15 protein-coding genes are annotated in these 21,242 nt (G+C 67.9%); 5 read left to right on the forward strand and 10 right to left on the reverse strand.

The window, feature by feature from the left end; genetic code table 11:
- Window positions 1-130: 130 nt before the first annotated feature.
- Entirely contained in the window at window positions 131-1,762 is a 1,632-nt protein-coding gene (locus OG520_RS13955; RefSeq protein ID WP_406013374.1) for an ABC transporter substrate-binding protein, read from the reverse strand.
- A gap of 471 nt (window positions 1,763-2,233) precedes the next feature.
- Between OG520_RS13955 and OG520_RS13960 the strand changes: the two genes are divergently transcribed.
- The 5 genes from OG520_RS13960 to OG520_RS13980 all read left to right on the forward strand — a co-directional run bounded on the left by OG520_RS13960 (window position 2,234) and on the right by OG520_RS13980 (window position 8,335).
- Complete coding sequence (locus tag OG520_RS13960) at window positions 2,234-3,262, forward strand: ABC transporter permease (protein WP_406013375.1); 1,029 nt, start codon at window positions 2,234-2,236, stop codon at window positions 3,260-3,262.
- 74 nt (window positions 3,263-3,336) lie between these two features.
- Entirely contained in the window at window positions 3,337-5,118 is a 1,782-nt protein-coding gene (locus tag OG520_RS13965; RefSeq protein ID WP_406013376.1) for an ABC transporter substrate-binding protein, read from the forward strand.
- Between the two features lie 87 nt (window positions 5,119-5,205).
- Window positions 5,206-6,186: an ABC transporter permease gene (locus tag OG520_RS13970; protein WP_406013377.1), complete on the forward strand. Its 981-nt coding sequence runs from the start codon at window positions 5,206-5,208 to the stop codon at window positions 6,184-6,186.
- A gap of 71 nt (window positions 6,187-6,257) precedes the next feature.
- Complete coding sequence (locus OG520_RS13975; protein WP_266425444.1) at window positions 6,258-7,223, forward strand: ABC transporter ATP-binding protein; 966 nt, start codon at window positions 6,258-6,260, stop codon at window positions 7,221-7,223.
- 26 nt (window positions 7,224-7,249) lie between these two features.
- Window positions 7,250-8,335 carry an ABC transporter ATP-binding protein gene (locus tag OG520_RS13980; protein WP_385335741.1) on the forward strand — a complete coding sequence of 362 codons (1,086 nt, stop codon included), beginning with the start codon at window positions 7,250-7,252 and terminating at the stop codon, window positions 8,333-8,335.
- A gap of 192 nt (window positions 8,336-8,527) precedes the next feature.
- On the opposite strand, the gene OG520_RS13985 is transcribed toward OG520_RS13980, so the two are convergent.
- The 9 genes from OG520_RS13985 to OG520_RS14025 form a co-directional block, all read right to left on the reverse strand.
- A complete protein-coding gene (locus OG520_RS13985) occupies window positions 8,528-9,679 on the reverse strand; it encodes an ABC transporter ATP-binding protein (RefSeq protein WP_406013378.1) in 1,152 nt (383 codons plus the stop codon).
- On the reverse strand, window positions 9,672-10,730 hold the full coding sequence (locus OG520_RS13990) for an ABC transporter ATP-binding protein (RefSeq protein WP_266414759.1): 1,059 nt from the start codon (window positions 10,728-10,730) through the stop codon (window positions 9,672-9,674). Before OG520_RS13990 ends, OG520_RS13985 begins: the two co-directional genes overlap by 8 nt.
- A 14-nt stretch (window positions 10,731-10,744) precedes the next feature.
- Window positions 10,745-11,695, reverse strand: coding sequence for an ABC transporter permease (locus OG520_RS13995; RefSeq protein WP_406013379.1), 951 nt, complete (start codon window positions 11,693-11,695; stop codon window positions 10,745-10,747).
- Complete coding sequence (locus OG520_RS14000) at window positions 11,688-12,614, reverse strand: ABC transporter permease (RefSeq protein ID WP_093550093.1); 927 nt, start codon at window positions 12,612-12,614, stop codon at window positions 11,688-11,690. The genes OG520_RS13995 and OG520_RS14000 overlap by 8 nt, the downstream gene beginning before the upstream one ends.
- 149 nt (window positions 12,615-12,763) lie before the next feature.
- A complete protein-coding gene (locus OG520_RS14005; RefSeq protein ID WP_406013380.1) occupies window positions 12,764-14,407 on the reverse strand; it encodes an ABC transporter substrate-binding protein in 1,644 nt (547 codons plus the stop codon).
- Window positions 14,408-14,941: 534 nt separating this feature from the next.
- Window positions 14,942-16,813, reverse strand: coding sequence for a translational GTPase TypA (typA, locus tag OG520_RS14010; protein ID WP_399328790.1), 1,872 nt, complete (start codon window positions 16,811-16,813; stop codon window positions 14,942-14,944).
- Window positions 16,814-17,339: 526 nt separating this feature from the next.
- A complete protein-coding gene (locus OG520_RS14015) occupies window positions 17,340-19,793 on the reverse strand; it encodes an ABC transporter family substrate-binding protein (protein WP_406013381.1) in 2,454 nt (817 codons plus the stop codon).
- 241 nt (window positions 19,794-20,034) lie between these two features.
- Window positions 20,035-20,589, reverse strand: coding sequence for an isochorismatase family protein (locus tag OG520_RS14020; protein WP_406013382.1), 555 nt, complete (start codon window positions 20,587-20,589; stop codon window positions 20,035-20,037).
- Between the two features lie 170 nt (window positions 20,590-20,759).
- The gene (locus OG520_RS14025) at window positions 20,760-21,239 is read right to left on the reverse strand and encodes a MarR family winged helix-turn-helix transcriptional regulator (RefSeq protein WP_406013383.1); all 480 of its coding nucleotides are present in this window, start codon (window positions 21,237-21,239) and stop codon (window positions 20,760-20,762) included.
- Between the last annotated feature and the right edge of the window lie 3 nt (window positions 21,240-21,242).

Raw genomic sequence — 21,242 nt, forward strand, 5'->3', positions numbered from 1 at the left:
GCGTCGGGGGACGGGGAAGCCGGGTGGCAGGTGCCAGGAACGCACCGGCCACCCGGCCGCAGGGCCTCTCGTTTGGATCAGGCCGGGCTCGCGGGGTCCGGCCTGATCCGAACGAAAGACCCTCCACGGGTCACTTGACCTTGATCTGCTCGTACACCGGGACGCTGAACTGGTTCAGCGACACGTCGGTGATCCGGTCCGAGTAGCCGGCGCTGCCGTTCTGGTACCAGAGCGGGATGACGGGCATCTGCGCGACCAGGACCTTCTCCGCGTCCTGGAAGGTCGAGACGGCCTTGGCCTTGTCGGACTCGGCGTTGGCCTTGTCGACGAGCCCGTCGAACTGCTTGTTGCTCCACTTGCCGTCGTTGGACGAGGCGTCGGTGTAGTACACGGGCTGGAGAAAGTTCTGGATGAGCGGGTAGTCCATCTGCCAGCCGGCCCGCCAGGCGCCGGTCAGCTTCTGCTGGGAGACCTGGCTGCGGAAGTCGGCGAAGGTGCCGACCGGGGCGCCGACGCACGCCTTGTTGTTGCCCATCGCCTTGTTGATGCTGTTGCAGACGGCGTCGACCCACTCCTTGTGGGAGCCGGTGTCGCCGTTGTACGAGATCTTGAGCTGGCCGCCGGGGATGCCGCCGCCCTCCTGGATCAGCTTCTTGGCGTTCGCCGCGTTGTACTCGCAGGGCGCGCCGCACAGCCCCTTCTTGAAGCCGCCCGCCGCGCCGAGGACCGGGGAGGTCCAGTCGGAGGCGGGGGTGCGGGTCTTCTGGAAGATCTGATCGGTGATCTGCTGACGGTTGATCGCCATCGACAGGCCCTGGCGGACCTTGATGCCGCCGGGGGTGTCCCACTTCTTGTCGTAGAAGGGGAAGGCGAGGGTCTGGATGATGCCGGCCGGGGTGTTGATGTACCGGTCGCCGAGGTCCGCCTTGACGTTCTTCAGCTGCGAGGCGGGCACGTCGTCGACGAGGTCGAGGTTGCCGGCCGTCAGGTCCGTGTAGGCGGTGTTGTTGTCGGTGTAGACCTTGAGGTCGATGCCACCGTTCTGCGCCTTGTCGTCCCCGGGGTACTTGTCCCACTTGCGCAGGTTCATCGACGAGCCCTTGGTGTACTTGTCGACGGTGTACGGCCCGTTGCCGATCGGCTTGGACACCCAGGCGGCGTGGTCGGTGAAGAAGGCCTTGGGCAGCGGGGCGAAGGCCGGGTAGCCGAGGGTGTCCGGCCAGAGGGAGAACTTCTGCGACAGCTTGACCTTGAACGTCTTGTCGTCGACGACCTTGAGGCCGGAGAGTGTGGCGGCCTTGGCGCTGCCGGTATCGGGGTGGACCTTGCTGTAGCCGTCGATGTAGCCGAAGAAGTAGGCGTTCTTCTGATTGTTCTTCAGCTGGGCTCCGTAGTTCCAGGCGTCCACGAACGACTTCGCGGTGATCTTCTCGCCGTTGCTGAAGGTCCAGCCGTCCTTCACGGTGACCGTGAAGTTCTGGTTGTCCTTGGACTCGATCTTCTCGGCGAGCATGTTGGTGGCCGCGCCGGTCTTCGGGTCGTACCTCTTGAGCCCCCGGAAGATCATGTCGAGGACCTTGCCGCCCTGCACCTCGTTGGTGTTCGCGGGTTCGAGCGGGTTCTGCGGGTCACCCCAGGAAGAGCTCACGATCCCGTTCCCCCCACCGCCACCACTGCTACTGCCCCCGCCGCCACATGCCGTCGCCGCCAGGGCGACGACCACCGCACATGCGGCCCACTTGGCCTGTGTGGCTCCGCGCATGGAGTGCCTCCTCGTAGTGCTCCGTCTCACTTAGGGTCAAATATCACCGCGCAAGGGACATAACGCATATTTACTCCACCCATTCGGGCGCGCCGGAGCCGATTCGAGTGGCACTTCGCGACCGGAGAAGCTCCGGGCACGGACCTGAGAGGCACCGGAGCGATAACGGCCGAGCATCGAATACGCATCGACCGCGAGCCGACCCGATCGGATGTACGTATTCCGAGACACTGGCGCCCGTATATCGGACTCATTGCCGGACTTCGCCCATTAAGTCGCGAACACTCCTTCGAAAAAGCCAAACGGAAGCAAAGCCACGCCCTTGCAAAGGTCATGTATTGGTCAAATTTCCAAAGAGCGCACCAAGGGCGTCGGACATTCATTGACCCTGCATGAATTGCGTTGAAAAAGTCCGGGTAGCCCGTAGGTGTTGCCCTGCGGAGTCCTTCGACCCTCCGGGCCAGGAGCACCATGACGATTCCAACGCCGCAAGCCGCCACCCCCGTTGAGGTGGAGGACGCGAAGCCGCAGTCCCCAGCGGGCCCGTCCGCGTCCAAGGGCGACAACGGCCGCTCACCGGGCAAGATGGCCTGGCTGCGCTTCAAGCGCGACCGTACGGGCGTGATTTCGGCCTATGTGGTCATTTTCTTCTTCGTGATCGCCGTCTGCGCGCCACTGATCGCGAAGCTGTACGGCAAGGACCCGTACACGACGTACGGGCAGAACGACACCAGCCTGCTGGACGAATTCGGCTCCCCGATGCTGCCCAACGGCGGTATCAGCGGCGACTTCTGGTTCGGCATCGAGCCGGGTCTCGGCCGGGACGTCTTCACCTTCCTGCTCTACGGCATCCGCAACTCCCTGCTCATCGCCGCGGCAACCACCCTGCTGGTGACGGTGATCGGCATCGCCGTCGGCATCACCGCGGGCTATCTGGGCGGCAAGACCGACTACCTCGTGGGCCGGGTCATCGACATCCTGCTGGCCTTCCCCTCCACGCTCTTCTTCATCGCCTTCTGGCCGGTGATGCTCTCGATCCTGGTCGCTCCGGACGAGAACACCCCGATCTGGCTGACCGTCGTCAGCCTCATCTCGGTCATGACCGCCTTCGGCTGGGCGTCCATCGCACGACTGCTGCGCGGCGAGGTACTCGCCCTGCGCGAGCGCGAGTTCGTCGAGGCGGCCAGGGTGACCGGCGCCTCCCCGGCGCGGATCATCTTCAAGGAACTGCTGCCCAACCTCTGGACGCCGATCCTCATCCAGGCCACGCTCGCGCTGCCCGCCTACGTCACGGCGGAAGCGGGCCTCGCCTTCCTCGGCGTCGGGCTCACCGACCCGACACCCGACTGGGGCGTGATGATCCAGCGCGGATCGGACGTCTACCAGAGCGACATCACGTTCATGCTCTTCCCCGGCGTCACGATGGTGATCTTCGTCATCGCCTTCAACCTGCTGGGCGACTCGGTGCGTGACGCACTGGACCCGAAGACCAAGCGCTGAACCGCACTTCCTCCGGCCGGGCGACGGGGCCCACCGGATCGAACGTCTCTCTCCATCGACCAGAGCAGGAAGCCATGTCCCTTTCCCGCAGAAACTTCGTCATCGCCACGTCGGTCGCCGCCGGCGGTTCGATGGTCCTCTCCGCGTGCAGCAGCGGCAGCTCGACCAAGAAGAGCGGCGGCGCCGGACACGGCGGTGCCGACAAGTACACCGGCTCGGTCGTCGTCGGCACGAAGGCCGACTCCACCGGTCCGGCCGCCGAGGTCCCGGGCGCGAAGAAGGGCGGCACGATCCGCGGCATCGCCCCGGACGACTTCTCGCACCTGGACCCGCAGCGCATCTACTTCTCGTGGAACTCCGCGATAGGTGACCTCTTCATCCGCAGCCTGACCGGTTACAAGATCGCGTCGGACGGCACGATGAAGCTGGTCGGCGACCTCGCCACCGACGCGGGCACCATGTCCGACGGCGGCAAGACCTGGACCTTCACCCTGAAGGACGGTCTGAAGTGGGAGGACGGCAAGGAGCTCACCATCGATGACGTGCGCCACGGCATCGAGCGCGGCTTCGCCAGCTTCACCACCGAGGGCGCCGGCTACGCCCAGACCGCGCTGACCGGCACGGCCGACTTCCGCTCGAAGTACAAGGGCCCGTTCGGCGGCAAGCACCTCGACTCGGTCGTGACCGACGCCAAGGCGAAGACGATCACCTTCAAGCTGGCCGAGGCCCGTCCGGACCTCAACTTCACCCTGGCGATGACCTCCTACGGCGCCGTCCCGGTCAAGGGCGACACCAAGGAGAAGTACGACAAGGACCCGGTCTCGTGCGGTCCGTACCGCATCAAGGCGCACGCCATCGACAAGTCGATGACGCTGGTGCGCAACCCGCACTGGGACCCCAACACGGACTCGATCCGCAACGCGTACCCGGACAGCTTCGTCTACGAGTTCGGCCCCGAGTCGCTCCAGGCCGCCGACCGTCTGATCGCCGACGACGGCGACGACAAGTACGCGGTCATGGCGTACAGCGGCGTCCCGGCCGAGCGCATCCAGAAGGTCCTCACCGACCCCGAGCTGAAGAAGCGCACCTTCAACGGCCTGCTGACCGGCATCTACTACTACGCGATCAACACCAAGCGGATCACCGACCTGAAGGTGCGTCAGGCCATCATCCACGCCTGGCCGCTGGAGCAGATCCGCAAGATCTACGGTGGTCCCTCGGCCGGTGACTACGCGACCTCCATCCTGAGCCCCGACATCGTCGGCTACGCCAAGGACGACGTCTACGGCAAGCTGAAGAAGCCGCAGGGCGACCCGGAGGCGGCGAAGAAGCTGCTGAAGGAGGCCGGCAAGGAGGGCCAGAAGGTCGTCTACGCCTTCCCCTCGGGCAACAACTACAACAAGACCAAGGTCGTCATCGAGAACGCCCTCAAGGCGGCCGGTTTCACCCCGGTCATCAAGCCGCTGGACTCCACCAGCTACTACGACCAGATCCAGCAGATCGACAACCAGTTCGACGTGATGTGGTTCGGCTGGTCCCCGGACTGGCCGACCGGCTACACGCTGATGCAGCCGCTGTTCGACGGCGGCACGATCGCCAACGGCGCCAACAACATCTCGCAGCTGAACGTCGACTGGGTCAACGAGGCGATCAAGAAGAACGTCACCATCGCCGACCCGACGGAGGCCGGCAAGGCCTGGGCCGCGCTGGACAAGCGGATCATGACGGAGGAGGCGCCGATCATCCCCGAGACGTTCCAGCGCCGTTTCTACCTCTACGGCGAGAAGGTCGGCGGCGCCATGTTCCACCCGCTGTGGTCCTCGGCCGTCTTCTACAAGCTGTTCGTGAAGGCCTGACGCCCACACTCCTGAGGCGGGGCGCCCGTGCGGCGCCCCGCCCGCTCCACTCCCCCTCGTCGGCGTCTGCCAGGGAAATCCATCGCCATGTTCCGCTTCCTCATCCGCCGGGCAATCGGCGCACTGGTCATCCTGCTGATCATCAGTGCCATCACTTTCGTCCTCTTCTACGTCGCGCCCCGCGACCCAGCGCGTGTGGCCTGCGGCAAGGTGTGCACACCCGAGACGCTGGCACTGGTCAGACACAACCTCGGCATATCCGACCCGCTGCCCGTGCAGTACTGGCACTGGCTGCAGGCCGTGTTCGTCGGCCGGGACTACAGCTCCTTCGGACACTGCCCGGCACCGTGCCTGGGCTACTCCTTCCACAACCGTGAGCCGGTCCTCGGCACCATCCTGGACCGCTTCCCGACCACGCTCTCCCTCTCCCTCGGCAGCGCGGTCGTCTTCGTGATCTTCGGTGTGGGCACCGGCATGCTCGCCGCGGTCAAGCAGGGCAAGGCGCTGGACAAGATCGCTTCCTCGGCGTCGCTGATCGGTTCCTCGATGCAGATCTACATCGTCGGCGTGGTCGCCATGTACTACCTCGCGGACCAGTGGCACATCCTGAGCCGCCCCAAGGACGTCCCCTTCACCGAGAGCCCGTCCGCCTGGTTCTCCGGACTGCTGCTGCCCTGGCTGGTGCTGGCGCTGATCTTCACCGCCAACTACACCCGTATGGCACGCTCCCAGCTCGTCGAAACGCTGAGCGAGGACTACGTACGCACCGCACGCGCCAAGGGCCTGTCCCGGCGCACGGTGTTCTTCAGATTCGCCTGGCGCGGGGCCATGGGCCCGATCATCACCATCTTCGGCCTCGATATCGGCGTGCTGTTCGGCGGCGCGATCATCACCGAGAAAACCTTCGGCCTGCACGGCATCGGCGCTCTCTCCGTCAAGGCGGTGAACGACAACGACCTGCCCCTGCTGCTCGGAGTCGTCCTGGTCGCGGCAGGAGCGATCGTCGTCTTCAACATCATCGTCGACGCCGTCTACGCCCTCATCGATCCACGCGTCCGCCTCGCCTAGGGAGAGATCCAGTGAGCACCCCCTTCCTCTCCGTACGCGATCTGCGCGTGCACTTCTCCACCGAAGACGGCATGGTCAAGGCCGTCGACGGGCTGTCCTTCGACGTCGAGAAGGGCAAGACGCTCGGTATCGTCGGCGAGTCCGGTTCCGGCAAGTCCGTCACCAACCTGACCATCCTCGGCCTGCACCACCCCGACCACACCGAGATCGAGGGCGAGATCCTCCTCGACGGGCAGGATCTGCTGGCCGCGTCGGAGCGGGAGCTGGAGCGGCTGCGCGGCAACAAGATGGCGATGATCTTCCAGGACGCCCTGGCCTCGCTGTCGCCGTACCACACCATCGGCAAGCAGATCGGCGAGACGTACCGCAAGCACACCGGCGCCTCCAAGCGGGAGTCCAGGGCGCGCGCCGTCGAGATGCTCACCAAGGTGGGCATCCCCCAGCCGGATCTGCGGGTGGACGACTATCCGCACCAGTTCTCCGGCGGTATGCGCCAGCGCGCGATGATCGCCATGGCACTGGTCTGCGACCCGGAGCTGCTGATCGCGGACGAGCCGACCACCGCGCTGGACGTCACCGTGCAGGCCCAGATCATGGACCTGCTCAAGGAGCTCCAGCAGGAGACCGGCACCTCGATCATCTTCATCACCCACGACCTCGGCGTCATCGCCGACATCGCGGACGACGTGCTGGTGATGTACGGCGGGCGCTGTGTGGAGCGCGGTACGAAGAAGGAAGTGCTGAGGAAGCCCCAGCACCCGTACACCTGGGGCCTGCTGGGTTCGATGCCGAGCCTCGAAGGGCCGGTCGACGTACCGCTGTCGCCGATTCCCGGCTCCCCGCCGAGCCTCCTCAACCCGCCGACCGGCTGCCGCTTCCACCCCCGGTGCACGTTCACCGAGCAGGTCGGCGGCAAGCGCTGCGCGACGGACCAGCCGCCGCTGGAGCTCACCGCCGGGCGCGGCGCCGCCTGCCACCTCACCACGGAGCAGCGCGCCGAGTTCTTCGCAGACTTCGCCGGCACCCGGCCCAACTGACGTACACGAGACGGGACTTCCCCACCATGAGCAGCAAAGATCCCCTCCTGGACGTCTCCGGACTCACCAAGCACTTCCCGATCAAGGGCGGCTTCCCGATCCGGCGGACGGTCGGCGCGGTGCAAGCCGTCGACGGGCTGGACTTCAGCGTCGCCGAGGGCGAGAGCCTGGGCCTGGTCGGCGAGTCCGGCTGTGGCAAGTCGACCACGGGCCGGCTGATCACCCGGCTCCTGGAGCCGACGGCCGGCACGATCTCGTACCGCGGGCAGGACATCACCCACGCCTCGCGCAAGCAGCTGGCGCCGGTCCGCTCCGAGATCCAGATGATCTTCCAGGACCCGTACGCCTCGCTGAACCCGCGGCAGACCGTCGGCAAGATCATCACCGCGCCGATGGAGATCAACGACATCAACCCCGCCGGCGGCCGCGAGGCGCGGGTGCGGGAGCTGCTGGAGACCGTCGGGCTCAACCCGGAGCACTACAACCGCTTCCCGCACGAGTTCTCCGGCGGTCAGCGCCAGCGCATCGGGGTGGCCCGCGCGCTCGCCCTGGAGCCGAAGCTGATCGTGGCCGACGAGCCGGTCTCGGCGCTGGACGTGTCGATCCAGGCCCAGGTGGTGAACCTGCTGCAGAAGCTGCAGAAGGAACTCGGCATCGCGTTCCTGTTCATCGCCCACGACCTGGCCATCGTGCGCCACTTCTCGCAGCGCGTCGCGGTCATGTACCTCGGCAGGATCGTGGAGATCGCCGACCGCGAGGACCTGTACGGCAACCCGCGTCACCCGTACACCCGGGCGCTGCTCTCGGCCGTGCCCGAGGCGACCGCCGACGAGACGCCGGCCCGCGAGCGCATCCTGCTCACCGGCGACGTCCCCTCCCCGGTCAACCCGCCGTCGGGCTGCCGCTTCCGTACCCGTTGCTGGAAGGCGACGGACAAGTGCGCGAGCGAGGCCCCGCCGCTGGTACGGGTGGAGGGCAGCCGGGAAGGCCATCTGACGGCCTGCCACTACCCCGAGGACGCGCAGTCCGTCGCGGCCGTCCCGAAGGCCCGTACGGCCCCGTCCGGGCCGAAGCTCGACAAGACCACCGAAGACCCCACGGCCGGGGCCTGACACCCCAGCCCCGGCCCCCGGGGCGCCTCGCGGACAGGGACCCGATCGGTTCCCGGACGCGGGGCTCCCCGGTCCCGAGGAACCGAGCACGTGAGCCCATTGACCCGAGCCACCTGCGAGCCCGGTTCCGGGAAAAGGAAGAAGCGCCCGGAACCGATCGGTTCCGGGCGCTTCCGCGTCGTTCGGGCCGTACTACGAAGCCGCGCCGACGATGTCCTTCTCCTCGGCGAAGTGGCAGGCCGACTCGTGTGCCGCGGGGGTGTCCGAGCCCTTGAAGCGCTCGGGGACGGCCAGCAGCGGCAGCTCCGTGGAGCACTTGTCCTGGGCCTTCCAGCACCGCGTACGGAAGCGGCAGCCCGACGGCGGGTTCGCCGGCGACGGGACGTCACCGGTGAGGATGATCCGCTCGCCGCGCTCACGGGCCGCGGGGTCCGGGACCGGGACCGCCGACAGCAGCGCCTGGGTGTAGGGGTGCGTCGGGTGGTCGTAGATCTCCGCGTCCGTACCGATCTCGGCCATCTTGCCGAGGTACATCACGCCGACCCGGTCGGAGATGTGCCGGACGATCGACAGGTCGTGCGCGATGAAGACGTAGGAGAGGTTGAACTCGTCCTGGAGCTTCTCCATCAGGTTGATGACCTGCGCCTGCACCGACACGTCGAGCGCGGAGACCGGCTCGTCGCAGATGATGATCTCCGGGTTGAGCGCGAGGCCGCGGGCGATGCCGATGCGCTGGCGCTGACCGCCGGAGAACTGGTGCGGATAGCGGTTGATGTACTCCGGGTTGAGGCCGACGACGTCCAGCAGCTCCTGGACCTTGGCCCGCCGGTCGCCCTTCGGGGCCACCTCGGGGTGGATGTCGAAGGGCTCGCCGATGATGTCGCCGACCGTCATGCGCGGGTTCAGCGAGGTGTAGGGGTCCTGGAACACCATCTGGATGTTCCGGCGGACCGCCTTCAGCGCGCGGCCGGACAGCCGGGTGATGTCCTGGCCCTTGTAGAAGACCTCGCCGGACGTGGCCGTCTCCAGCGCCATCAGCAGCCGCGCGACCGTGGACTTGCCACAGCCGGACTCGCCGACGATGCCGAGCGTCTCGCCCTGGTAGAGGTCGAAGGAGACCCCGTCCACGGCCTTGACCGCGCCGACCTGGCGCTTGAACAGGATGCCCTGGCTCAGCGGGAAGTGCTTGACCAGATTGCGCACCTGGAGGATCGGTTCACCGCGCTCCACCGGGGCCTCGATCGCGGCGACCGCGGACGACTCGTCCGTGGCGTCGACGGTCACGACCTCGGTGACGTTCGGGGTGGCGTCCATGGACCCGTCCGTCTTGTCGAGCTCAGCCATGGATCGTCTCCTTCCAGAAGTGGCACGCGCTGCCGCGGCCGGGCAGCTCGCTGCCGTCCTGCTCGGACACCGGGACCAGAGCCGGAATGTCCGTGCGGCAGATGTCCTCGGCCTTGGGGCACCTCGGGTTGAAGGCGCAGCCGGACGGAATCTTGAGCAGGTTGGGCGGCAGACCCTTGATCGCGTAGAGCTCCTGACCCTTCTGGTCGAGGCGCGGGATCGAGTCGAGCAGACCGCGGGTGTACGGGTGCGCGGGCCGCTTGTAGAGCTCGTGCACCGGCGCCGTCTCGACGATCCGGCCCGCGTACATGACCGCGATCTTGTCCGCGACGTCGGCGACGACGCCGAGGTCGTGGGTGATCAGGATCAGACCCATGTTGAACTCGGTCTGGAGCTCCTTGAGCAGGTCCATGACCTGGGCCTGGACCGTCACGTCGAGCGCGGTGGTCGGCTCGTCCGCGATGATCAGGTCCGGCTCCAGCGCCAGTGCCATGGCGATCATGATGCGCTGGCGCATACCGCCGGAGAACTGGTGCGGATAGTCGCCGACCCGCTGCTTGGCGGCGGGGATCTTGACCCGCTCCATCAGCTCGATGGCCTTGAGCTTGGCCTGCTTCTTGGAGAGTCCCTGGTGGACACGGAACATCTCGCCGAGCTGGTAGCCGACCGAGAGCACGGGGTTGAGCGAGGAGAGCGCGTCCTGGAAGATCATCGCGATCTTCTGGCCACGGATCTTCCGCCGCTCCTCGTAGCTCATGGTGAGCATGTCCTGGCCGCGGTACAGGATCTGGCCCTGCGGGATCTTGCCGGGCGGCATGTCGAGAATGCCCATGATCGCCTGGGCGGTCACGGACTTGCCGGAACCGGACTCACCGAGCACGGCCAGGGTCTCGCCGGAGTCCACGCTGTAGTTCACACCGTTGACGGCCTTGGCGACACCGTCACGCGTGTGGAACTCCACGTGCAGGTCGCGCACTTCGAGGAGCGGTGCGTCGTCCGACCCCCCGGCGCGGGGCGCCGGGATGTCTGCTGTCTTGTCCTTGATGGTCACGTCGTACGCCCTCCTCAGCGCAGCTTCGGGTCGAGGGCGTCGCGTACCGCGTCGCCGAGCATGATGAACGCGAAGACCGTGAGGCTGAGCATTCCTGCCGGGAACAGCAGCGCATGCGGGTTGTCCCGGATGGCCTGGCTGCCCTCGGCGATGTCGATGCCCCACGAGATCGTCGGGTCCGCGAGCCCGAGTCCGAGGAACGAGAGCGTCGCCTCGGCCGAGATGTACCCGCCGAGCGCGATGGTGGCCACGACGATCGTCGGGGCGAGCGCGTTCGGCAGGACGTGCCGGAAGAGGATCCGCGGGGTGCCGGCGCCGAGCGCGCGCGCCGCCGTCACGTAGTCCGCCTGCTTGGCGGTGATCACGGAGGCCCGCATCACACGGCAGATCGAGGTCCAGCCGAGGAAGGCCAGGGCCAGGATCACCACGTACACCTTGCGGTCGGTGAAGGCGTTCAGGACGACCATCGCACCGAGCAGGAAGGGGATACCGAAGAAGATGTCCGTGATCCGGGAGATGACGGAGTCGAGCCAGCCGCCGAAGTATCCGGCGAGCATGCCCAGCAGGCCGCCGACCAGGGTGACCGCGGCGGTCACGCCGACGCCGACCAGGATCGAGGCGCGGGTGCCGTAGATGACACGCGCGTAGATCGAGCGCCCCTGACCGTCGTACCCGAACCAGTCGGCCTGGAAGAAGTGCCCCAGCTCCGGCTTGGTCAGGAAGTGGTTGGTCAGATCGCCGTCGCGCGGGTCGGCGCCGGTGAACAGCCCCGGGAAGGCGGCTATGACCAGCAGGATCAGCAGCAGGATCGAGGAGATCCAGAACATCGGGCGGTGGCGCAGGTCGAACCAGGCGTCACCCCAGAGGCTGCGCGGCTTGCCCTGCTCCTTATGGCCGTCGGCGGCCGAGGGGGCGGCGGTGGCGTCCATCGCCGCGTCGGTCTGGGTCTTGGTCGCGTCAGGCATACCGGATCCTCGGGTCCAGGACCGCGTACAGCAGGTCGACGAGCAGGTTGATCACAAGGATGACGAGGACGAAGACCGTGACGACGCCGACGATCGTCGAACCCTCGCGCTGCTGCAGCGCCTTGAAGAGCAGGTTTCCGACACCCTGGACATTGAAGATGCCCTCGGTCACGACCGCGCCGCCGATGAAGCCGCCGACGTCCGTACCGAGGAAGGTGACGACCGGGATCAGCGAGTTGCGCAGCAGGTGCACACCGATGATGCGGCGTCGCGGCAGGCCCTTGGCCATCGCGGTGCGCATGTAGTCGGCGCGCAGGTTCTCCGCGAAGGTCGTGCGCGTCAGCCGTGCCACGTACGCCATGGAGAGCATGGCGAGCACGAAGCCCGGCAGGAACAACTGCGCGTAGTCCGTGGAGTCCTGGACGTTCGGGGCCACCCAGCCGAGCTGGTCCGCGAGGACGAAGCGGGCGAGGAAGCCGAGGACGAACACCGGGATCGAGATGACGATCAGGGTGAAGATCAGCACGCCGGTGTCGGCGGCCTTGCCGGCCCGCAGGCCCGCCCAGGCGCCGAGCCCGATGCCGACGATGATCTCGATGATCATGGCGACGGCGGTCAGCCGCAGGGTCACCGGGAAGGACTCGGACATCTCGTCGATGACTTCGCGACCACCGAAGGTCTTGCCGAAGTCACCCTGGAAGAGATTGCCCATGTAGTCGATGTACTGCTTCCACAGGGGCTGGTCGAGCCCGAACTCATGGCGGAGCGACGCGACCTGTGCGGGGTCTGCCGCCTTGTCTCCCCACATCGCCCGGATTGGGTCACCGGGAAGGATGTGGACCATGAGGAAAATAATCAGAGTGGTCCCGATGAATACCGGGATCATCTGGAGCAGTCGCCTTGCGACGTAACGCCCCATCATGCCTCCATGCCGTGAGGGGTCGGCGATGGCCTTCTCAGAGTGGTCTCCGCCGCGGGGTGTGGGGGGAGAGCCCCGGGGCATCGCCTACGGGCCGGTTCCGCCGCTCCTGAAGAGGAGCGACGAAACCGGCCTTCGGATCCCGATGCTTACTTCTTGGCCTTGACCTGGACGTCGGTGAAGATCGGGTCACCGTCCTGGCCGTAGACGATCTTGCCGAAGACGTTCGTCGACTGACCGGAGTTGACCTTGTAGAACCACAGCGGAATGGCGGGCATGTCGTTCTTCAGGAGCTGCTCGGCGTCCTGGTACATCTTGACGGTCTCGTCGAGCGTCTTGGCCTTGTCGGCCTTCGCTGCGAGAGCGTCGAACTCCTTGTTGGAGTAGCCCGAGGTGTTGCCCGCTGCGGTGGTGCCGTACAGGTCGCGCATGAAGTTCGAGTTGACCGGGTAGTCGAGCACCCAGCCACCGCGGTACATGGACTTGACCTGCTTGTTGTCACGCGCGTTCAGGTCGGCCTGGAAGTCCGGCTTGGAGTCACCGGTGCACTCGACGCCGGTGGCCTTGCGGATGCTGTTGCAGACCGCGTCGACCCACGGCTTGTGCGACTGGTCGGCGTTGAACTGGATCGAGATCTTCTTGCCCGGGACGCCGCCACCGTCCTCGATGAGCTTCTTCGCCTTGGCCGGGTCGTACTTCACGACGTCACCGAGGGCGCCGGGCTTGTAGCCGATCACACCGCGGGCGACGAACGAGTCGGCCGGGGTACGGGTGCCGTGCAGCACGGTCTTGGTGATCGTGTCACGGTCGATGGCCATCGACAGACCCTGGATGACCCTGGGGTCGATGTTCTTGAACTGCTTGGTGTAGAACGCCGGGACGATCGACTGCACCGCGGAGTACTCCGCGTCGATGGCGCGGTCGCCGAGGTCCTGCTTGTAGCTCGTCAGCGACGTCGTCGGGATCTGCTCGATCCAGTCGAGGTTGTTCGACCGCAGGTCCGAGTAGGCGGCGTCGGCGGTGGTGTAGTTCTTGAAGTCGATGCCACCGTTCTTGGCCTTGTTCGGGCCCTGGTAACCGTCGAACTTCCGGACCTTGATCAGCTTCTTGTGGTCCCACGAGACGAACTTGTAGGGGCCGTTGCCGATCGGCTTCTGGCCGGCGGCGGCCGGGTCCTTGAAGAAGGACTCGGGCAGCGGCGCCCAGACGTCGTAACCCAGCTTGTACGCGAAGTACGAGACCGAGCCGGTCAGGCTGATCGTGAAGGTGTTGTCGTCGACGATCTTCAGACCGGACATCTTGTCGGCCTTCGGCGCACCCTTGGCCGGGTGGACGTCCTCGTAGCCCTTGATGTCCTGGAACCAGCTGGAGTTGGTCTGGTTGTTCTTGACATTGGCCGACCAGTTCCAGGAGTCCACGAAGGACTTGGAGGTGACCGTGGTGCCGTCGTGGAACTTCCAGCCCGGCTTGAGCTTGACGGTCCACACGGACGAGTCCGCGTTGGGCGTCACGGACTCGGCGTTGATGTACTCGAGCTTGCCGGTGCCGGGCTCGTAGTCGACGAGGCCGGAGAAGACGGTGCGCAGGACACGGCTGCCCTGGCTCTCCTTGGCGTTCGCCGGCTGGAGCGGGTTCTGCGGCTCGCCGAGCTGGGCGGTCAGGATCCCGTTCGGGTCCGCCTTGCCCGAGTTCATGTCCTTGCCGCTGTCGCTGTCACTACCGCCACAGGCGGTCGCGGCCAGGGCGATGATGGCCGCTCCCGCGACCCACTTGGCGCTCTTGGCACCACGCATGGGTTTCCTCCTCATGAGTCCACTTTTGACTACAAGAAGGGCACTGGAGTGATACACCGACACCCCTGACGGTGATCGTTTCAGTGCCCCTAGTGTGCTCGTGAGTCGGCACTCCCCACAGTGCGTGACCCATTGACCCGAGCTCAATGGAGCCAACTATTAAGTACGACCGGGCTGTAAACCACACTTAAGGGGTCTCGTTTTGACAACATCGAGAAACCCCCATTGCCCGAAATCCGGACAAAGTGATCCCAGACAGACACGCTCGAAACGGACCGTTAACGCAGCTTTCGGAGAGCGACGATCGATATGCGGACGGATCGCCGATGAAATCCACTGGACAGGGGCCTGATCGGCCTGCTTGACAGCGCACCGCCGATTCTGCGTGATTGCTGATGCAACACCGGATGCGACACCACGCGCCCGGACGGCCCCGCGGTCCATCGCACGACGGGGCCCGGCCTCCCGTCAACTGACGGAAGGCCGGGCCCCGTTGTGTCGTTCATCCGGGCACGCGCGGCGCCCGGTGCCGGATCAGCGCTTGGCGCGCGACGCGGCGCGGCCGCGCTCCTTCTGGTCGAGGACGACCTTGCGGATACGGACCGTCTCCGGGGTCACCTCGATGCACTCGTCCTCGCGGCAGAACTCCAGGGACTGCTCCAGGGAGAGCTTGCGGGCCGGCACCACGTTCTCCGTGGTGTCGGCGGAAGCCGCACGCATGTTGGTGAGCTTCTTCTCCTTGGTGATGTTCACGTCCATGTCGTCGGCGCGGGAGTTCTCGCCGACGATCATGCCCTCGTAGACCTCGGTGCCGGCCTCGGTGAAGATGACACCGCGCTCCTGGAGGTTGACCATGGCGAACGGCGTCACGGAACCCGAACGGTCCGCGACCAGCGAGCCGTTGTGACGGGTGCGGAGCTCGCCGAACCACGGCTCGTGGCCCTCGAAGATGGAGTGCGCGATGCCCGTGCCGCGGGTCTGCGTCAGGAACTCCGTACGGAAGCCGATGAGGCCGCGGGACGGGACGATCCACTCCATGCGGACCCAGCCCGAACCGTGGTTCGTCATCGTCTCCATGCGGCCCTTGCGGGTCGCCATCAGCTGGGTGATCGCGCCGAGGTGCTCCTCGGGGGAGTCGATCGTCATGCGCTCGATCGGCTCGTGCGTCTTGCCGTCGACCTGCTTGGTGACGACCTCCGGCTTGCCGACCGTGAGCTCGAAGCCCTCACGGCGCATCTGCTCGACGAGGATGGCCAGCGCGAGCTCACCGCGGCCCTGGACCTCCCAGGCGTCGGGGCGCTCGGTGTCCAGGACACGGAGCGAGACGTTACCGATCAGCTCGCGGTCGAGGCGGTCCTTCACCTGGCGGGCGGTGACCTTGTGGCCCTTGCCGCCCTTGCCGACCAGCGGCGAGGTGTTCGTACCGATGGTCATCGAGATGGCCGGCTCGTCGACCGTGATCAGCGGCAGCGCGATCGGGTTCTCGGGGTCGGCCAGGGTCTCGCCGATCATGATGTCCGGGATACCGGCGATGGCGCAGATGTCGCCGGGGCCCGCCACCTCGGCGGCCTTGCGGGTGAGCGCCTCGGTCATCAGCAGCTCGGTGATGCGGACGTTGGACATCGTGCCGTCGCGCTTGATCCAGGTGACGGTCTGGCCCTTGCGCAGCTCGCCCTGCTCGACGCGGCAGAGCGCGATACGGCCGAGGAAGTTGTCGGCGTCCAGGTTGGTGACGTGGGCCTGGAGCGGGGCGTCCTCGTCGTACTCCGGGGCCGGGACGTGCGCCAGGATCGTGGAGAAGAACGGCTCCAGGTTGTCGCTGTCGGCCGGGACGGTGCCGTCCTCCGGCTTGGTGAGCGAAGCGACGCCGTCACGGGCGCAGGCGTAGACGATCGGGAACTCGATCTGGTCCTCGTCCGCGTCCAGGTCCAGGAACAGGTCGTACGTCTCGTCGACGACCTCGGCGATCCGGGAGTCGGGGCGGTCGGTCTTGTTGATGCAGAGGATGACCGGCATCTTCGCGGAGAGCGCCTTGCGCAGCACGAAGCGGGTCTGCGGGAGCGGGCCCTCGGAGGCATCGACCAGGAGCACGACCGCGTCCACCATCGACAGACCGCGCTCGACCTCACCGCCGAAGTCGGCGTGGCCGGGGGTGTCGATGATGTTGATCGTGATCGGGTCCCCGCCGTCCTTGGGGTGATACTTCACCGCCGTGTTCTTGGCGAGGATCGTGATGCCCTTCTCACGCTCCAGGTCGTTCGAGTCCATCATGCGTTCGTCGAGGTTCTCGGCGGCGTGCGCGGCGAAGGCGCCGGCCTGCCTGAGCATGGCGTCGACCAGCGTGGTCTTGCCGTGGTCGACGTGGGCGACGATGGCTACGTTACGGATGTCGTGGCGCGTGGGCATGGGTGGCTTGCGCTTCTCTCGGATCGTGGGATCAGGCGTCTAAGTCGGTCTCAAGTCCTCGTACGCCCGCCGGGCGGACGCGCCACGGCTAGTCCAATGGTACGGGGCTGGCGCCGCCGCGGCTTCCCGGGCGAGTTTTACCGGCCTCGGGACGGCCTGTGCCGGGTCCGTCGAGCCGGAGCGGACGGTGGTCGCACCGAGTGCCGACGAGCACGGCTGCGCTGGTGAGAACCCGCGTCCGCCTCGCGTTCCTGCCCCGGTGGCCGGTTCTTCCGGTGAATTTCACCGGTGGCACGGCCGCGGCCCGGCAGGCGGCGGAGGCGGACGCGGGATCGCGCGGCTTCGGAGGTGGGGCTCCGAAGCGGAGTCTCCGAGGTCCGGAGTCAGGGCTCCGGGGCGGGGGTCTCGGAGGTGGGGGGATCGAGCGGCCACCCGGGTCAACGGGCAGAAGCGACCTTGCCCGCCGGGCACGCCGACGGGCAAGGGATTTGAGCCAGTTCTGAGCTTCTGGCGCTGTTCTGACCTGCTACTTCTTCTTATTGGCCGGGGCACCGGCGGCCTGCGGCTTCTTGAAACCGATGTCCTGGTAGTGGGGTGCCCCGAAGCCGAAGGCGCCGACGTTCACCAGCTTCCGGCTCGCTGCCACGAGCTGCGGACGCTGGTAGAGCGGAATCGACCCCGCGGCGGCCCAGATCCGGGCGTCGGCCTGCTTCATCAGATCGCGGGCGGTGCCCTCGTCCAGCTCGGAGACCGCCTGGTCGAAGAGCTGGTCGATGTGGTCCGTGCCGACGCGGGTGTAGTTCTGCTCGACCAGCAGCGAGCCGTCGGTGGCGGGCACCGGCTTCGCGAAGATCGGGCGGTCGTCGGTCGCGGGGTAGGCGGTCGCGGGCCAGGAGTACAGGGCCAGGTCGTAGTCGCCGGAAGCGATGTGGTCCTGGAAGTAGCTCTCGTCGGAGACCTTGGTGATCTCCGTACGGATGCCGACCGATTCGAGCATCGCCGAGATCTTGTCCCCGACGCTGCGCAGCGGCTCCGACCCGGGACCGGACGGCTGGACGAAGCGCAGGGTCAGCGGCTTGCCGTCCTTGCCGAGCGGACCGCGGCGCGTGTCGGCCGCCCGCGCGGGGGCCGCGGTGCCCGCGGGGGCGTACGCACCGGCGGTGCCGCCCGGCCGCTTGTCCTGGGCGGTGACCTTGGCGGGGACGTCCTCGGAGGTGCCGGACTCGGAGGTGCCGGACTCGGAGGTGCCGGACTCGGAGAGGTTCCCGGCCTGGCGCAGCAGGACGGAGCTGTGGAACGCGGCGGCGGGGGCGGGGGCGAGTACGTGGGTGGGTCCGCCCGTCGGGTCGGCGTCGCCGGGCTTGTTGTCGTCGCCGACGATGTACAGGCCGTCGTCGGCGGCGGGCTCGCGCCGGTCCGCGCCGTCGCCGGTCTTGCCGTCCGTGCTGCCCGCCTTCCCGGCGGCCGGGCCCGTCCCCTTCTTCTCCGCGTCCTTCCCGCCCTTCTTCTCCGCGTCCTCCCCGGCGGCCGGGCCCGTCCCCTTCTTCTCCGCGTCCTTCCCGCCCTTCTTTCCGGCCTCACTGCCCGCCTTGGTGCCGTCCGACTTGCTGACCGCGCCCTCCGGCGTCCAGCCCGCGTCGGCCAGCAGCGCCTGCGCCTCCTCGGTGTCCTGGCCGCCGAGCGCGTCGCTGCTGTCCTTGTACGCGGGCTGCCCGGCCAGGGCCAGGTGGCTGCCGAGCGGCTGCGCGGGCAGGCCGAGCGGCTTGAGCACGGTGTCGACGAGCTCCTGGCGGTTCAGGGCGCGGGCGACCGCCCGGCGCACCCGGTCGTCGGCGAGCGGTCCGGACTCGCCGTTCAGCGCGAGCTGGGTGTAGGCGGGCTCCAGCGACTTGCGCACCACGTAGGCGCTCAGCCCGCCCTGCTCGGTGGCGTACGCCTCGGCGGCGGCCCGGCTCTTCGCCCTGGCCGCCTGCGCGGCGGCCGCTTCCTCGGCGTTCGAGCCGTGTGCCACGGCCCAGGAGCGCAGGGCGGCGGCCGGACCGGTCGCGGCGCCGGGTCCATGGGTGAGCTGCTGCCCGTTCGCGCCCTTGTCCCGGGCCGCCTGCACGATCCGGTGCGCCGCCGCGGCGTCGACGTCGGCCACGTCGACCTTGCCCGCGGCCAGGGCCTCGGCCCGGTCCTTCGGCGCGACGGCCCTGAAGACCAGCGAGTCGAGCTTGGCCGGGTTGCCCCACCAGCGCGGGTTGCGGACCAGGGTGACCTCGCCCGCCCGCTTGTCCACCCCGCGCAGCCGGAACGGTCCCGAGGTCGCCTTGAGGGTGGTCCGGGCTCCGTCGTTGAAGGCGTCCGGGGAGCCGGTCACCTCCTTCGGGTACAGCGGGGAGAACAGTGAGCGCCAGTCCGCGTACGGCTTGGCGAAGGTGACCCGTACCTCCAGGTCGTCGGCGCCGCGCTCGATCTTCTCGATGCGGTCGTAGCCGGCGTTGCGGGCGGTCCAGAACGCCGAGTGCTTGCCGCTCAGCGCCCGCCACTGGGCGACGAAGTCGGGCGCCCCGATCTCCCGGCCGTCGCTCCACACCGCCTGCTGGTTGAGCCGGTAGAGCACCACCTGCCTGGGCTCGCGCTCGACCACCTTCGCGGACTCCAGATAGTCCGGGTTCAGCTGCGGCCTGCCGTTGGCGTCCAGCGGGAAGAGCGTCGGCAGCAGGGCGCCGGTGATCCGGGTGGTGGAGCTGTCGGCGTCCGCCTGGAAGGCGTTGAGGGTGGCGGGCACGGCGTCGATCGCCCAGTCGACCGTGCCGCCCTCGGCGACCAGGTTCCGGCCGGTGACCGCGATGTCCTGGGGGGCGATCCCGGCGGACGTGGAGCCGTCGCCGGAGCTGCAGCCCGCCAGCACGGGGAGCGTCAGCACACCCGTCGTGAGGAGTGCGAGGGAGCGGCGCTTTCGGGCCGTCTCCCGCGGGACGCCGACGTGGGACATGGCTGATACCTCCGGGGCCGGCCCGACCCACCCGTCAGAGGGTGTGCCAGATTGTGCGTTTTTGGTGGCATTTGCAGTTGATCACACTGGTTTCGTCCATCCACTGAAGTCGCCCCCGCGCGAGCGGCGGCGCAGACACGGCGTGACGGCCCCGAACCTCACCCGTGCGGCGCAGCGGCCCCGGCTGCCGCGCCGCACCGGTGAGGACGACCGGCCACGAGGATCGGGCCGGCCGGGAGGATCAGCCGAGCAGCGCGACGATCGCCTCCGTCGTGTCCGTCTCGCTCAGGCGCGGGAAGATCTTTTCGACGCTGTTGCGGTGGGCGTCGGCGTCCATGTCGGTGATCGCGTCCGTGACGACCGTGACGTTGTAGCCGTGCTCGTATGCCGAGCGGGCCGTGGACTCCACGCCGATGCTGGTCGCGACGCCGGTGAGAACCACCTGGGTGACGCCGGCGCGGCGCAGCCGGAGGTCGAGGTCGGTGCCGTGGAAGGCACCCCAGGTGCGCTTGGTGACCACGATGTCGCCCTCGCGCGGGCCGAGCTCGGGGACGATGTCGGCCCAGTCGGCGGGCGGCTGCCCGCCGGCCCCCGCCGGTGCCTCGTTGCGGCCGGGGGCGCCGTCGACCACATGGACCAGGACGACGGGGAGGCCCTTGGCGCGGAAGGCGTCGGCGAGGGTGACGGAGTTGGCGACGACGTCGGCGGTGGGGTGGGCGGTGTCCAGGGAGACGATGCCCTTCTGGAGATCGATGACGACCAGGGCGGTCTTCGGGTCGAGGGTGGTGGCGGTCATGGTGGCGCTCCTGGGTGGGGTGGGCGAACGGTTCGGATGTGGGTACGGCTACGCGTGCGGGGCGATGCGGGTACGGGGGCGCGGGGTGCGGGGTGCGGTGGGGTGACGGCCGGTGCCGGTCCGGCGGACGGCCGCCTGTCACATCCCGGTCCGGCGGCGGAGCGGTGCCGTCACTTCCCGGTCAGCCGGTCCATCAGCTCGATGGCCTCGGCCATGGTGCGGCGATCGGCGCCGTCGAGCTCGGCCGCGATGGCCGAGGCGAGCCAGTCGTGCTTGGCGGCCCGGACCTCGGCGAGCGTCGCGGTCCCGGACTCCGTGAGCGACATCACCGACTTCCGGCCGTCGGCCGGATCGGGCGCCCGCTCGACGAGCCCCTGGGTCTCCAGCGCGCCGAGGGTCAGCCGCATGGACTGCGGACGCACATACTCCGCACGGGCCAGCGCGGCCGTGGTGGCCGGACCCTCACGGTCCAGCCTGGCGAGCACCGAGCGCTGCGTCGGCGTGAGCAGACCGCCCGACGAGGTGCTGCGCAGCCGCCGCAGCAACCGGCCGACCACGGCGGCGAGCTGCGTCGCCAGCTGCTCGGCGGACGGCTCGGCGGACGACGCGGCGCGACGGCCGGCGGGTGTGGTTCCAGTCGGTTCCGGCATGCC

Origin of the sequence: Streptomyces sp. NBC_00984 (genome assembly GCF_045162475.1) — a bacterium.
Classification (GTDB): domain Bacteria; phylum Actinomycetota; class Actinomycetes; order Streptomycetales; family Streptomycetaceae; genus Streptomyces.